Origin of the sequence: Altererythrobacter sp. TH136 (assembly GCF_007065885.1) — a bacterium.
Classification (GTDB): Bacteria; Pseudomonadota; Alphaproteobacteria; order Sphingomonadales; family Sphingomonadaceae; genus Tsuneonella.
Window position 1 is genome coordinate 1,120,126 of record NZ_CP041409.1, and the last position, 13,904, is coordinate 1,134,029.

Consider the following 13,904-nt stretch of genomic DNA (forward strand, 5'->3'; position numbering starts at 1 on the left):
TAAGCGTCGGTTCGATCAGAACTTCAGGTTGACCGAAACGAAGTAGTCGCGGCCGAGCACGTCGTAGACACCCGGGTAAGTGTTCGCCTGCTCCTGGTTGTCGCCGATCAGCTGCGGCTGCTTGTCGAACAGGTTGTTCACACCCATCGACAGGCTGAACTGCTCGGTGATGTCGAAGCCCAGCGACAAGTCGATGAGGTTGTACGACTTCAGACGCTCAACCACGTAGTCCGTCGAGACGTCGTCGTCGCGGACCGAACCCAGGTGACGCCAGCGCAGGCTGGTGGTCAGCGGGCCATCGATCCAGCTCAGGCGGCTCGACCACTTGTACTTGGGCTGCGGGTTGCCGCAGACCAGCTGGCCGAAGCGCCCGGCGCATTGCGTGAAGTCGTCCAGATCCTGCACCGCGTAGAACTTGAAGTCCTTGGTGTAGGTGCCGAGGAAGAAGAAGTTCACCTTCGACTCTTCACCGAACATCCCGAACGACAGCGGCATGCTGTAATCGACCTGCAAGTCGACGCCCTGGGTTTCGACCTTGGCGACGTTGGCGTTGCCGATCAGCGGCAGGAAGTCGCCGTCGCCGATCTGGCCGTTGGCCGGGTTACGTCCGCCATTGGCGATCGCCTGGCAGTAGACGCTGTTGATGTCCTGGATCACGTTATAGCAGAGATCCAGGGTGCCGTTCAGGCCGCCACCGAGGGTCGAGATGTAGTTGTCGACCGTGATGTTGAAGTAGTCGACCGAGATGTTCAGGCGCGGAATGAACGACGGACGGATGACCACACCGGCGGTGTAGGTGTCCGAGGTTTCTTCCTCGAGGTCCGGGTTGCCGCCGAACAGGCCCTGGATCTGCGATGCGGGCTGGAGGCCTGCATTGCCGACCAGGCCAGCGGGTACACCGGTCGCCTGGCAGAGCGCGTTAATGGTGGCATTGGTCGCTGCCGAAGCGAGCGAGCAGGGATCGGTCGCGCCCGGGAAGCCGTTGGACTGGCCGCCGAACAGCTCGCCCACGTTCGGAGCACGAACCGCGCGCTGGTACTGAGCGCAGAAGGTGATGTCCGGAACCGGAGCGAACTCGATGCCGCCAGCGTACGTCCAGGTGCCACCCACCGCTTCGAGCGAGTAGTCGGAGTAACGGGCAGCGCCGTTCAGGTCGAGACGGTAGAAGAACGGCTTGTCGGCGATCAGCGGAACGCGGATTTCGCCGAACACTTCCTTCACGTTGTAGCTGCCCGCGGTGGGGTCGCCGGCGTTGAAGCCGACCACGTCACCCGAAGACAGCGCCGTGTCGGGAATGAACTGCGCGGCGACCTTGCGGTACTCGGTACCGATCGCGAGGCCGATGTCCTCTGCACCCCAGCCGAAGTTGCCGAGGGTCCCCGCGAGCGAGGCCGAAGCGACCTGCAGCGTGGAGATTTCACCGTTCTGAGCGAGGATCGAGATCGAATCCACATCCGCCTGGTCGAGCGTGCCCGCACCGAAGATGTTGATCGTGCCGTTCTCGACCGCGCGGCGGTAAGCCGAGCTCGAGATGTTGCCGGCCTGGATATTGGCGTTCCGGGTACGGGCGTAGCTGTAATACGCTTCGTAGGTCCAGTCGGCGAACGCGCCGCCACGAACACCGGCGAGCACGCGGAACGCGTTACGCTCGTCGAGCGTGTTGCGCGAACCGGTTTCCAGGATACGGCGGCTGATGCTCAGCTGCACGATGCCGGGCAGACGGGCGTCGAGGCCACCGGTGGCCGCAGGACCGAACAGCGGCGCAAGGCCATTGGCAGCACGAGCGGCGTTGATCGCGGTTTCGTTGGCGTCGATCTGCTGCAGACGGGCAAAATCGGCCGCCGACAGATACGCCTGCGAGTTGGCGAGGTTGACGTTGAAGGTGCCGCCAACCGGGGTCGCGGCCAGTTCGTTGGCCACCCGGTTGTTGACGAAGGTCGCTTCGACGAACGCGGTCATGTTGTCCGTGATGTCGTAGTGGCCGTAGCCGCCGATCGAGTAACGCTCCTGCGGAACCTGCAGGTAGTTGGCCGGGGCGTAGTTGTAGAGATCGCCCGGGAAATCGAACACGTCCGACACGCCCGGCGAGCCGAAGTTCGCGCCGAAATCGGTCGCGAAAGCGCCCACGCCGCGCGTAAGCGTCGGTGCGGTCAGCGGACCGGCGCCATCGGGGTCGACGCCCACGACCGAGGTCGGAGCAACCGAAATGCGGCCCTGCGGAGTGGTCGGCGAACCGGCCGGCGACAGAACGGTGCCATCGTCACCCAGCGCGAAGCGCGAGAACTGGCGCGCGCCCTGGAAGACCGACTTGCGGCGGAAGTATTCGGCATAGGCGGTAACGTTGCCGCGTCCGTCGCCCGTGTTGGCACCGATTGCCACGAAACCCTGGTAGCGCGCACCATCACCGCGATCGGTGATGCTGTACTGGCCGCCGGCTTCGATGCCGCTGAGGTCCTGCTTCAGGCGGAAGTTGACGACGCCTGCGAGCGCGTCCGAACCGTACACGGCCGAAGCACCGCCGGTCACCACGTCGACGCTGTCGAGCAGGAACTGCGGAATGGTGTTGAGGTCGACGATTTGCTGCGGATCGAACGACACGTAGCGGCGGCCGTTGACCAGCACGAGGGTGCGGGCGGTGCCGATGCCGCGAAGGTTAAGGGTTGCGACGCCGCCGCCCGGGTTGTTCGAGAACGAGGTAGCGCCCGGAACGACCTGCGGCAGGGTGTTGATCACCTGCTCGACGTTGACCGAACCCGACAGCTTGAACTCTTCGTCCTGCACGGTGGCAAGCGGGCTGGTCGAGGTAAGGTCGCGGCGCTGAATGCGCGAACCGGTGACGACGATCGCTTCACCGCCGGTGCCGGCGTCGGCGTCGATGTCGGTGCCGACCGGGTTTTCTTGCGGTTGGCTGTCCGACTGCGCGTAGGCCGGGCTGACGACTGCGAGCGACGCCATGATCGTACCGACCATGAGCACCGCCTTGTTCTGACGATTGGACATATTCATCCCCTTTTTCACGCGGGTCCTAGAGCCGCGGTATCTCGTTCGGCATTACACCGACCCGGGGCCTGTAGTGGGCCAAACCAACCTTTCGCAATCCACTCGGTGGTTCTGCCGCGCGTAATGAAGCGGACTGTGGCAATCGCGTGACAGTTGGCGAGGCGCGAAAAACTGTGCCATTCTCGCGCATCACACCAACACCCGGGATACACCGCTCCATGCGCCTCTCCACTGTCGCCGCGCTGCGCGCCGTCCTTGTGCTGTCTGCTGCGGTCGCGGGGACCGGCGTTGCCGCGCAAGCATCGACCCAGGATCACTTCGCCGCCCTGCGCGCCTGCCAGAACCAGGCCGATCCGGCGGCGCGCCTGGCGTGCTACGACACCGCCGCCAAGGACATCGTCAGCGCGGCGGACGCCGGCGTCTTGAGAGTGGTCGACAAGGAAGAGATCCAGCGCACCCGCCGCGGACTGTTCGGGTTCTCGCTGCCCGATCTGGGACTGTTCGGTGGTGGCAGTGACGAACCCGACATGGACATGCTGGAAACCACTATTATCAGCGTCCGCTACACCGGGGGTGATTCCTTCGTGTTCCGCACCAAGGAAGGCGCGACCTGGCAGGTCACCAACGTCCCCTCGCGGCTGCGGGAAGCCCGTTCCGGCGATGCGGTGGTCTTCAAACGGGCAGCGATGGGGAGCTATTTCATCCGCATCGGCGGGCAAATGGGCGTCAAGGGCAAGCGCATCGACTAGCCGGGCCCGGCGGAACGATCTCAACCACGCCGGCCCACTCAAGTGTTGCAACCGCGCAACAACAATTGCCCGAGTGCAACCGAGCTGTAGCTTTCCGGTTGCGGCACCGCGACGCGGGGGTCATTCGGCCAGATCGCAAACGTCCGCCCGTGTGGCGGATCAGTGCGCGTCGCATCTAATCGTGTCGCCGGCGGGTCGCGTCGGCAAATTCTGGGGACGACTAAACCATGATCAAGTTCACCGCGCTCAGCGGCAAGAGCGGAATGTTGGCAGGCGCCGGCATCGCTGCTCTCTCGCTGGCTGCTTTTGCCACCCCTGCCTATGCGCAGAGCACGACCGCGACCGAGGCACCTGACTGCCCCGACGAAAACACCGACGGTGTGTGCGATCCGATCGAGACGCTGAGCAGCGCCGACGGCAGCTCGACTGCTGAGACTTCGGGCGCGATCGTCGTCACCGGTTCGCGCATTCGCCGCGACGAGTTCTCGACCATCGAGCCGATCACCGTCGTCACCGCCGAAGAAATCACCCAGGGTGGCTTCAACAGCGCGGCCGACGCCCTGCAGAGCGGCGAAGTGACCGCCGGCGCTGGCCAGATCAACAACTTCTACGGCGGCTTCGTGACCGCTGGCGGCACCGGCGCCAACACGCTGGGCCTGCGCAACCTGGGCCCGGCCCGTACGCTGATCCTGCTGAACGGCCGCCGCCTGGCGCCCGCCGGTACGCGCGGCAACGTTCTCGCGGCCGACCTCAACGTCCTGCCGACCGCCATCATCGAGCGGATCGAAGTGCTCAAGGCCGGCGCATCGTCGGTGTACGGCTCGGACGCCGTCGCGGGCGTGGTCAACATCATCACCGACGCGAAGACCCGCGGCCTGACGCTCGATGCGCAGGTCAACGTTCCTGAAGTCGGCGCCGGCGTCGATCGCCGCGTGGCCGCCACGTTCGGGTTCGGCGACGATCGGCTCGACATCATCGGCTCGCTCGAATGGCGCAAGCGCGACGCGCTGCGTCTGAACGACCGTGACTTCACCAGCTGCCCGATCCCGGGCTTCCGCCTGGATGCGGATTCGCCGATCGGGTCGGACGATCCGTTCCCGCTGGGCGATCCGCGCAACTGCTTCACCATCGACAACGGCGGTGTGACGATCAACACGCTGGGCATCCCAACACAGGCTGGTATCGGCCGGACTTCGGGCACCCTTGGCAACTTCAACCGCTTCGTTCCGGCTCCTGGTCAAGGCGTCGGCAACACTGCCGGCTTCCTTGGCGTCGGCCTCTACGACCGTGACTCGTTCGATCCGGCGAGCCAGGAAGAAGAGCTGATTACCCCGGTCGAGACCTACACGGGCTTCCTGTCGGGCAGCTACGATCTCGACATGCTCGGCGGTGCCGAAGTGTATGCGGAAGTCTTGGCAACTCGGCGCAAGTCCTCTTCGCTGCTCTACCGGCAGTTTTCGCTGGACTACTTGCGCGGCAGCCCGCTGCTTCCGCTTCAGTTCCGTAACGGCCTGTTCGCCAACGCGACGAACACCACCAGCGGACAGCAGATCGCCGCTCGTGCGTTCATCGGCTTCGGCCTGACCGACTCCTCTCAGGAAGTCGACTACGTCCGTGCAGGCGGCGGTATCCGGGGTGACTTCTTCATCCCCGGCTGGCGCTATGATGCCTATGTGGGCAAGTCGTGGACTGACGGCACCTACGAGATCGAATCGTTCCTGGTCGATCGCGTCGCCTTCGCCACCGACGTTGTCCAGAACGCGAACGGCACGTTCAGCTGCCGCAGCCAGGCATCGAACCCGAGCTGCGTAGCGGCACCCGCGCTTAGCGCTGCTGTGATCGGCGGCCAGTTGCCGCAGGCGTTCCGCGACTACATCCTCGTGAACACCATCGGCACGACGAAATTCCGTGAATCCACGGCGGTGTTCAACATCGACGGCCCGCTCTTCAGCCTTCCGGCTGGCGAGGTGCAGCTGGCGCTCGGTGCAGAATATCGTAAGCAGGAAATCGACGACACTCCGGACGAAAACTCGATCCGCGGGAACCTGCTCGGCCTGACCGCCGGCACGCCCACGCGCGGTACGGACAACGTCAAGGAAGTGTTTGGCGAAATCTTCATTCCGCTGATGGCTGACCGTCCGTTCTTCCACAACGTCAACCTGAACGCCTCGCTCCGCTACACCGACTACGCCTCGTACGGCAGCGACACGACGTACAAGATCGCCGGCGAATGGGAGTTCTTCCGCGGCTTCGGCATCCGTGGCAGCTACGGCACGTCGTATCGTGCCCCTGCCCTTGCCGAGCAGTTCCTGGGCTCGACCAGCGGCTTCATCGCTGCTGCGAACGATCCCTGCGATGCGGATAACTTCCCGCTGCTGAACGGTGCTCCGAACCCGGCGGCATACTCGCAGGCTCAACAGCAACGTGCTGCCAACTGTGCTGCAGTCGGGATCAACGTCGCGACCTTCCAGCAGAACAATGGCATCACGTCGTTCACCCGGGGCGGTGCGGAGACGGGTCTGTCGGCAGAAACGTCGCGTAACTGGTCTGTCGGTGTGGTGGCTCAGCCCCGCATCTCGTCCACGACGACCCTGGCGCTGGCGCTGGATTATTTCGACATCAAGGTGTCGAACGGTGTTTCTTCGCTGACGGGAACGACGATCCTCAACCGTTGCTACAACGCGAATGACTTCAGCCCGACCACTGGCTTCTGCCGCTTCGTCACTCGCGATGCGAACCAGGCGCTGACGGTCACCAGCGGTTTCGTGAACCTGTCAGAAGACGTAGTGAAGGGTTTTGAATTCACCGGCCGGTTCGCAACCGAAGTGGCAGGTGGACGCCTGACGCTGAATGCCAGCGCGACGCGGTACACCGAGCAGTCCGACCGGATCTTCCCTGAGGAAATCCTGCTGGACGCGAACGGTACCCTGAACGTGCCGGATTGGGTCGCCAACGGTGACATCTCGTATCGCACTGGTCCGGTGACCTTGCGCTACGGCGTGTCGTGGTTCGACAGCAGCAGTGGCACCGCGGTGCTCAATCAGACCAACCGCACCACTGGCGAAGTTAACCAGACCAACGTCGACATCCTTAACGAGCAGTACCTGATCGAAGCGCCGGATTACTTCCTGCACACCGCTTCGGTGCAGTTCGATGTGATGGACAACTTCGAGCTGACGCTCGGCGTGCGTAACCTGTTCGACAAGGATCCGCCGCGCCTTACCAGCTACTACACGCTGATCGGCAACGCGCCGCTGTACTCGGGCTACGACTACACGGGCCGCCAGTGGTTCGTGAACACGAACTTCAAGTTCTAAGGTCTACGTCCAACGCCTAGAGAAAAGGCCCCCGGAGAACCGGGGGCCTTTTTTTTGGCCTATGGCGCGAAGTGGAGAAAGATGCGCCGCGGCTGGAGCGTTGATTACACCGTCATCGACAGACCACCGTCGCCTTCATCGAGCGCGACCGTGCTGCCGTCGGGCACTTCGCCGGCGAGGATCTTTTCCGCCAGCGGGTCCTGCAGGTACCGCTGCACCGCGCGCTTCAATGGCCGTGCGCCGTACACCGGGTCATACCCCACCCGCCCCAGCCACCGCTTGGCCGCGTCGGTCAGGTCGAGCGTGATCTTGCGATCCTTGAGGAGCTTCTGAACCCGCGCCACCTGGATTTCCACGATCGGCGCCATGTGTTCCTGGCCCAGCCGGTGGAACAGGACGATCTCGTCCAACCGGTTGAGGAACTCGGGACGGAAGTGCGCCCGCACGACGTCCATCACCTGCGGCTCCACGCTTTCGACGCCCTGCCCTTCCTCGATCTGGGTGAGGTATTGGCTGCCGAGGTTCGAGGTGAGGATGATCAACGTGTTCGAAAAATCGACCACCCGGCTCTGCCCATCGGTCAGCCGGCCATCGTCGAGCACCTGCAGCAGGATGTTGAAGACATCGGAGTGCGCCTTCTCGACCTCGTCGAACAGCACCACCTGATATGGCCGCCGGCGGACCGCCTCGGTCAGCACCCCGCCCTCTTCATATCCCACGTAACCGGGAGGCGCACCGATCAGCCGGGCGACCGCGTGCTTCTCCATGAATTCCGACATGTCGATGCGGACCATCGCGCTGTCGTCGTCGAACAGGAACCCGGCGAGCGCCTTGGTCAGTTCGGTCTTGCCGACGCCGGTCGGGCCGAGGAACAGGAAGCTCCCCAACGGCCGCCCCGGGTCCTGCAGCCCGGCGCGCGCGCGCCGCACGGCCTTGGACACGGCCTGCACCGCCTGCTCCTGACCAATCACGCGCTGGCCGATGACCGATTCCATCGCCAGCAGCTTTTCGCGCTCGCCCTCCAGCATCTTGTCGACGGGCACGCCGGTCCAGCGGCTGACCACCCCGGCGATGTCGTCGGCGGTGACCTCCTCGCGCAGCAGGGCGTTGCTCGCCTGGCCTTCCGCATCGGCCAGCTGCTTCTCCAGCTGGGGGATGCGGCCATACGACAGCTCTCCCGCCTTCGCGAGATCGCCTTCGCGCTGCGCCTGCTCCAGCTCGATCCGGGCCGCGTCCAGCGCTTCCTTGATCTTGCCCTCAGCCGCGATCTTGTCGCGCTCGTTCTGCCAGCGGGTGGTCAGCTCGCTCGATTGCTGCTCCAGGTTGCCGAGCTCCTCGCGCAGCGCGGCGAGACGGTCCTTGGAAGCCTGGTCGTTCTCCCGACCCAGCGCCATTTCCTCGATCTTGAGCTGGATGATGCGCCGGTCGAGCGTTTCGATCTCTTCCGGTTTGCTCTCCACTTCCATGCGGATGCGGCTAGCGGCTTCGTCCATCAGGTCGATCGCCTTGTCAGGCAGGAAACGGTCGGAGATGTAGCGGTTGGACAGCGTCGCGGCAGCCACGATCGCCCCATCGGTGATGCGCACCCCGTGGTGCAGTTCGTACCGGTCCTTTAGTCCGCGCAGGATGCTGATCGTGTCCTCGACCGTGGGTTCACCGACGAACACCGGCTGGAACCGGCGCTGGAGAGCGGCGTCCTTCTCGACGTACTTCTGATACTCGTCGAGCGTCGTCGCGCCGATGCAATGCAGTTCGCCGCGCGCGAGCGCGGGCTTTAGCAGGTTGCCGGCATCCATCGCGCCTTCGGATTTGCCTGCCCCGATCAGGGTGTGCATTTCGTCGATGAACAGGATGATGTCGCCTTCGGCCCCTTTCACTTCGTCGAGGACGGCTTTCAGCCGCTCCTCGAATTCCCCGCGGTATTTGGCCCCAGCGATCAGGCTGCCCATGTCGAGCGCCATCAGCTTCCGGTCTTTCAGGCTGTCGGGAACGTCGCCGTTGGCGATACGCAGCGCGAGACCCTCAGCGATAGCGGTCTTGCCGACGCCCGGCTCGCCGATGAGCACCGGGTTGTTCTTGGTCCGGCGGGCGAGGATCTGCACCGTACGGCGGATTTCCTCGTCGCGCCCGATCACCGGATCGAGCTTGCCGGACTTCGCCACTTCGGTGAGGTTGCGCGCATACTTGCTCAGCGCATCATAGCTTTCCTCCGCGCTGGAGGAATGTGCCTGCCGGCCGCCGCGCAAATCGGTGATGGCAGCTTCCAGCGACTGCGCGGTCACCCCCGCCGCCTTGAGCGCCTGGCCGGCAGCGGTCGTGCTGGCCAGGACCAGCGCCAGCAGCATGCGCTCAACCGTCACATAGCTGTCGCCGCTTTTGCTGGCCAGCTGCTCCGCCTGGTCGAGCACGCGCACCGCATCGTTGTCGAGACCAGGCGTCGCCTGCGCGCCGCCGCCCGAGACGGCGGCGATCTTGCCGAGCGCCGCGTCGATCCCCTGCACCGCCGCCGCCGGATTGCCGCCCGCCCGCGTGATCAGGCCCGCGGCCATGCCTTCGCTATCCTCCAGCAAGGCCTTGGCGAGATGCTCGGGCGTGATCCGCTGGTGGCTCATGCGGATGGCAACGGTCTGCGCGCTCTGGATGAAGCCCTTCGCGCGATCGGTGAACTGTTCCATATTCATCTTCAGATTCCCTCGTCCTTCGACGCTTAGGTGGTGTTGCCAATTTGCAACTCAAGACCGCCCCGGATAAAGATGTCGGGCTTTACGCGCCGGTGCAAGCAAGGCGGCAGAACGCAATGCGCGAACGGTCCAGACGTGCTGGATCGCGACCGGTCTGCCCGCTAGTGCGGATAGATGACAACCAGCGCCGCGGCTGAACGAGAGATCGCTTTCCTGCATCGGCTCGACGGTGTTCGCGGCGACGCCGTGATGGTCGGCACCACCTCCGCACGTCTGCGGCAGGCGAGCTTTCTCGATGGCCGCGAGAGGTTCTGGTCGTCCGAAACGCTGCAGCCGCTGCACCTGCCTCACCGCGGCGAGCAAGCGGCTTCGCGGTTTATCTTCCACGTCGGTTTTTGCGGTTCGACCCTGCTGGCGCGCCTCCTTGACAACGGGCGTCACATTCTCGCGTTGAAGGAGCCGCAGTGCCTGGCGGACATCGCCAGCCAGCGCGAGGCGCTTCGCAGCGGCTCGGCAGCGGCACCGCTCCAGGCGGCCATCGACCACGCGCTCGACTGGCTGGGTGCCTGCGCCCAGGAAGGCGGGGTCGTGGTGGTGAAGCCCACCAATTGGGTGAACCTGATCGTGGCTGACCTGTGCCCGCCCGAGCGCCCCGTGCGCGCCGTGTTCGTGTCGATGGAGCGGCGCGCATATCTGGGGGCGATCTTTCGCGGGGGACGCGCGCGGATCGAATTCTGCATGCGGCTCGCGGGCGAAGTCGCGTCGCTCAGTGCGAGTTTTCATGACCTGCTGGCATCCGCCATCCGCAGCAGCGCCGATCCGCTCGATCAGGCGGCCCGGGCGTGCGCCGTGCTCCACGCGCAACAGGAAGCATTGTTCGACAGCGCGATCACAGCCAACCGGTGGCCGGCAGACGTCAAGGTCAACTTTGCAGAGTTGCTGAGCGACCGTGAAGCGGTCCTCGCCAGAGTGACGCGCGTATTGGACCTTCCACCGCGCCATCGCGACGCCGCCGTCCCTGCGGTCCCGCATCACGCCAAGGACCCGTCCGCCGGCTACGCGCCCAAGGAGCGCGCGGTCGAGGACGCGGCAATCGAAGCGCATCACGGCGCCCGGTTCGACGCCGCGCTCGAATGGCTGGAGCGCGCCGGCGGGTCGCTTTAGCGGTTAAGCGCTAGCCCGCCGCGGAACGCCGGAGCCATCCGGTGACCGAGTAGCGGCGATACGCAGCCGCGCGCGTCACTTCCGACACGCTGTGCTGTTGACCGACCCGGAACAGGTTGAGCTGGTTGAACCCGGGCGCGATGAAGGTCCCCATGGTTCCCTTCGCCTCATGGAACATCAGCAGTCCGCCCCACTCGATCCTCCAGGTGGGGGTGAGCCCGAATACATAAGCAGCGACGCGATGCTTGCCTTCGACCGCGTCGTCATGTCCGGTGAGGAAGTCTCCGGGTGAATACGCGGTGCCCTGGGCGTCGGCGAAGGCGATGTCAGGCTCTCCGGTCACGGTGCGGAGGAAGTCGCGCGTGTTGCCTGCCGAAAGCCATGCGGCCAGACCGGCAAGCGGATCGTCGCTGGCGGCGCGATCCCGCTCCGCATCGGGCACGCGAATGGCTTCGTAACGCGCCTGGAAACCGGTGCGCGCGCCGGCGTAGACCGCTTGATCGAGCGCGTCCTGCTGCTCCCGGGTCAGGCCTGCACGGGTGGCGCGATCCAGTTCGACCAACTTTTCGCCGGTGATGATGACCTGCCGCCAGTCGTCGCGCGCGCGCAACTGGCGGTGCAGCGCCAGCGCTTGATCCGGCTGGATCAGACCGTCGATCGTCACCCTGCCGTCCCGCGCGAAGCGGGCGGCCAGTTCGTCTGCGTCATGGCGGGGATCAAGCTCGAACGAGGACATGGCGCGTGGGGGTGCCGAGCGCTGCCGGGATGGTCAAGTGCGCGGTTGCAACTCATTGCCTGGCGACTATGGCTCGCGCGACGGGAGAGGTATTCTGATGCGCAAGTGGGGTGTGCGGGCGGCAGTGGCGGCGGCGTTACTGCTGATGGTCGTGCTCATCGGGCTGATGGTGTGGGAACCGCTCGCCGCACGTTCAGCCAAGGCCCCTGCCCCGCGCGCTTACCAAGCCGAAATCGTGCGCGATGAATGGGGTGTGCCCCACATCTACGGCAAGACCGACGCGGACGTCGCATACGGCGTGGCGCTGGCGCACGCCGAAGACGATTTCCGCACGCTGCAGGACGTGGTGGCAATGACCCGCGGCCGCTATGGCGCCCTGGCGGGCGAGGACGGCGCGAAGTTCGATTACGTGCTGGCGCTGCTCGATGCACGCGGGACGGTGCGGCGGAATTACGACAAGCTCAAGCCCGGTACGCGGGCGCTGCTCGATGCCTATGCGGTCGGCCTCAACGATTATGCCGCCGCGCATCCGGGCGAGGTTCGGCTCGGCAACCTGTTCCCCGTCAACGGAGAGGACGTCGCCACCGGTTTCGCCCTGCGCCAGCCGTTCTTCTTCGGCCTCAACAACACCGTCGGCCCGCTGGTCGCGGGCGAGACTCTGCTGCCCGATCCCGGCCCGGCGCTGAATACCCCGCTACCGAACCGCGAGGCGGCCGAGCACCTCGGGTCGAACGCTTTCGCCATCGCACCGGGCCGCTCGGACGACGGCACCACCCGGCTGGTGTCGAACAGCCACCAGCCGTGGGAAGGCGGCGTCGCGTGGTACGAGCTGGTCGTGGAGAGCGGCGAAGGCTGGCACTATGCCGGCGCGAACTTTCCCGGCAGCCCGTTCCCGTTCCTGGGCCATAACGAGGACCTGGGCTGGACCAATACGGTCAACGAGCCCGACATGGTGGACGTGTACCAGCTGGTGCTCGACGACAGCAAGACGCGCTACCGGCTCGATGGCAAGTGGCTGCCGCTGCAGGAGACCACCGTGCGCCTTCCGGTGCGCTTCGGCCCGCTGGTCCTTCCGGTGACTCAGAAGGTCTATCGCAGCGTGCACGGCCCCGTGATCATGAACGACAAGGGTGCGTTCGCCTTCCGCTATGGCGGGATGGATTCGCTGGCCACGCTCGACGCCTACTATGATCTGAACAAGGCGAAGACCTTTGCCGAGTGGCAATCCATCCTGGCGCGTCAGGCGGTGCCTTCGACCAACTTCATCTACGCCGACAAGGCGGGCAACATCGCCTACTGGTATAACGCCGCGATCCCGCAGCGGCAGCGGGGGCCGAACTGGCGCGGCGTGCTGCCCGGCGACCGCAGCGATGTCATCTGGCAACGTCTGGTGCCGTACGACAGCTTGCCGCACTACCTGAACCCCGCCTCCGGCTTCGTGTTCAACGCCAACAACACGCCGTTTGTCGCGGCCGGCAAGTCGAGCAACCTCGATCCCGCGAGCGCGCCGCCCGAGATGGGCGTCGAGCTGCGCATGACGAACCGCGCATACCGCGCCGAAAAGCTGCTTGACGAAGCTGGTCCGATCGGGCGCGAGCGGCTGGAGCGGATCAAGTACGACACCGGCTGGGAACGGGCGGGCTACGTCAAGCAGGTGCTCGACGGGATCGCCGCGCTCGATCTGCGAGACGAGCCGACGCTCGCCAAGGCGCAGCGGATTTTGGCGGGCTGGGACCTGACCTCCGACGGGGCGGGCCGGGCCGATGCGCTGGCGCTGCTGATCATGCGGCCCGCGATGGGCGACAGCTACTCCGGCAAGCCGCTCCGCCCGGCGAAGACGCTGCTGGCGGACGCCGCCGACCACCTGATGACGCATTTTGGCCGGCTCGACCCGCCGTTGCAGGACATTCTGCGCCTGCGCCGCGGACCCGGTCGCCATACGGTCGACCTGCCGCTCGACGGAGGTAGCGACACCTTGCGCGCCTCCACCCTGTGGGACGTCGAACCCGACGGCCGGCTCAAGGTGAAGCACGGCGACAGCTACGTGATGTTCGTCGAATGGGCGCCGGGGAAGCCGGTGGCGAGCCAGTCGATCCAGCCGTTTGGCGCCGCGACCACCCGGCCGGGCAGCGTTCACTTCACCGACCAGGCGCCGTTGTTCGTGCAGCACAAGCTGAAACCGGTGCACTTCACCCGCGCCGATGCGCTGGCGAATGCCGTTAGTCGAAAGGTGGTGACACACCCGGCAAAGTGACCT

At 65.3% G+C, this 13,904-nt stretch carries 7 protein-coding genes; 4 read left to right on the top strand and 3 right to left on the bottom strand.

Features of this window, described 5'->3' with window-relative positions:
- Window positions 1-15 precede the first annotated feature (15 nt).
- Window positions 16-3,000 carry a TonB-dependent receptor gene (locus C0V74_RS05575; RefSeq protein WP_143250962.1) on the bottom strand — a complete coding sequence of 995 codons (2,985 nt, stop codon included), beginning with the start codon at window positions 2,998-3,000 and terminating at the stop codon, window positions 16-18.
- Between the two features lie 218 nt (window positions 3,001-3,218).
- Between C0V74_RS05575 and C0V74_RS05580 the strand changes: the two genes are divergently transcribed.
- Both C0V74_RS05580 and C0V74_RS05585 read left to right on the top strand, forming a co-directional pair.
- Window positions 3,219-3,749, top strand: a complete 531-nt coding sequence (locus C0V74_RS05580; protein ID WP_143250963.1) for a hypothetical protein — start codon at window positions 3,219-3,221, stop codon at window positions 3,747-3,749.
- A gap of 227 nt (window positions 3,750-3,976) precedes the next feature.
- A complete protein-coding gene (locus C0V74_RS05585; RefSeq protein WP_246844976.1) occupies window positions 3,977-7,066 on the top strand; it encodes a TonB-dependent receptor in 3,090 nt (1,029 codons plus the stop codon).
- A 104-nt stretch (window positions 7,067-7,170) separates the two neighbouring features.
- Here C0V74_RS05585 and clpB read toward each other — a convergent pair whose 3' ends face one another.
- Window positions 7,171-9,747, bottom strand: coding sequence for an ATP-dependent chaperone ClpB (gene clpB, locus C0V74_RS05590; RefSeq protein ID WP_143250964.1), 2,577 nt, complete (start codon window positions 9,745-9,747; stop codon window positions 7,171-7,173).
- 174 nt (window positions 9,748-9,921) lie between these two features.
- Here clpB and C0V74_RS05595 point away from each other — a divergent pair, with 174 nt between their 5' ends.
- Entirely contained in the window at window positions 9,922-10,911 is a 990-nt protein-coding gene (locus tag C0V74_RS05595; protein ID WP_143250965.1) for a hypothetical protein, read from the top strand.
- 10 nt (window positions 10,912-10,921) lie between these two features.
- Here the strand turns inward: C0V74_RS05595 and C0V74_RS05600 are convergent, their stop codons facing one another.
- Window positions 10,922-11,647 (bottom strand): 2OG-Fe(II) oxygenase family protein, encoded by a 726-nt coding sequence (locus tag C0V74_RS05600; protein ID WP_143250966.1) that lies wholly within the window; start codon window positions 11,645-11,647, stop codon window positions 10,922-10,924.
- Between the two features lie 97 nt (window positions 11,648-11,744).
- Between C0V74_RS05600 and C0V74_RS05605 the strand changes: the two genes are divergently transcribed.
- On the top strand, window positions 11,745-13,901 hold the full coding sequence (locus C0V74_RS05605) for an acylase (protein WP_143250967.1): 2,157 nt from the start codon (window positions 11,745-11,747) through the stop codon (window positions 13,899-13,901).
- Window positions 13,902-13,904 lie beyond the last annotated feature (3 nt).

Bases quoted from the DNA above. Each gene is read 5' to 3' on its own strand.
- C0V74_RS05575 (WP_143250962.1), bottom strand. From the start codon at position 3,000: ATGTCCAATCGTCAGAACAAGGCGGTGCTCATGGTCGGTACGATCATG.
- C0V74_RS05580 (WP_143250963.1), top strand. From the start codon at position 3,219: ATGCGCCTCTCCACTGTCGCCGCGCTGCGCGCCGTCCTTGTGCTGTCT.
- C0V74_RS05585 (WP_246844976.1), top strand. From the start codon at position 3,977: ATGATCAAGTTCACCGCGCTCAGCGGCAAGAGCGGAATGTTGGCAGGC.
- clpB (WP_143250964.1), bottom strand. From the start codon at position 9,747: ATGAATATGGAACAGTTCACCGATCGCGCGAAGGGCTTCATCCAGAGC.
- C0V74_RS05595 (WP_143250965.1), top strand. From the start codon at position 9,922: ATGACAACCAGCGCCGCGGCTGAACGAGAGATCGCTTTCCTGCATCGG.
- C0V74_RS05600 (WP_143250966.1), bottom strand. From the start codon at position 11,647: ATGTCCTCGTTCGAGCTTGATCCCCGCCATGACGCAGACGAACTGGCC.
- C0V74_RS05605 (WP_143250967.1), top strand. From the start codon at position 11,745: ATGCGCAAGTGGGGTGTGCGGGCGGCAGTGGCGGCGGCGTTACTGCTG.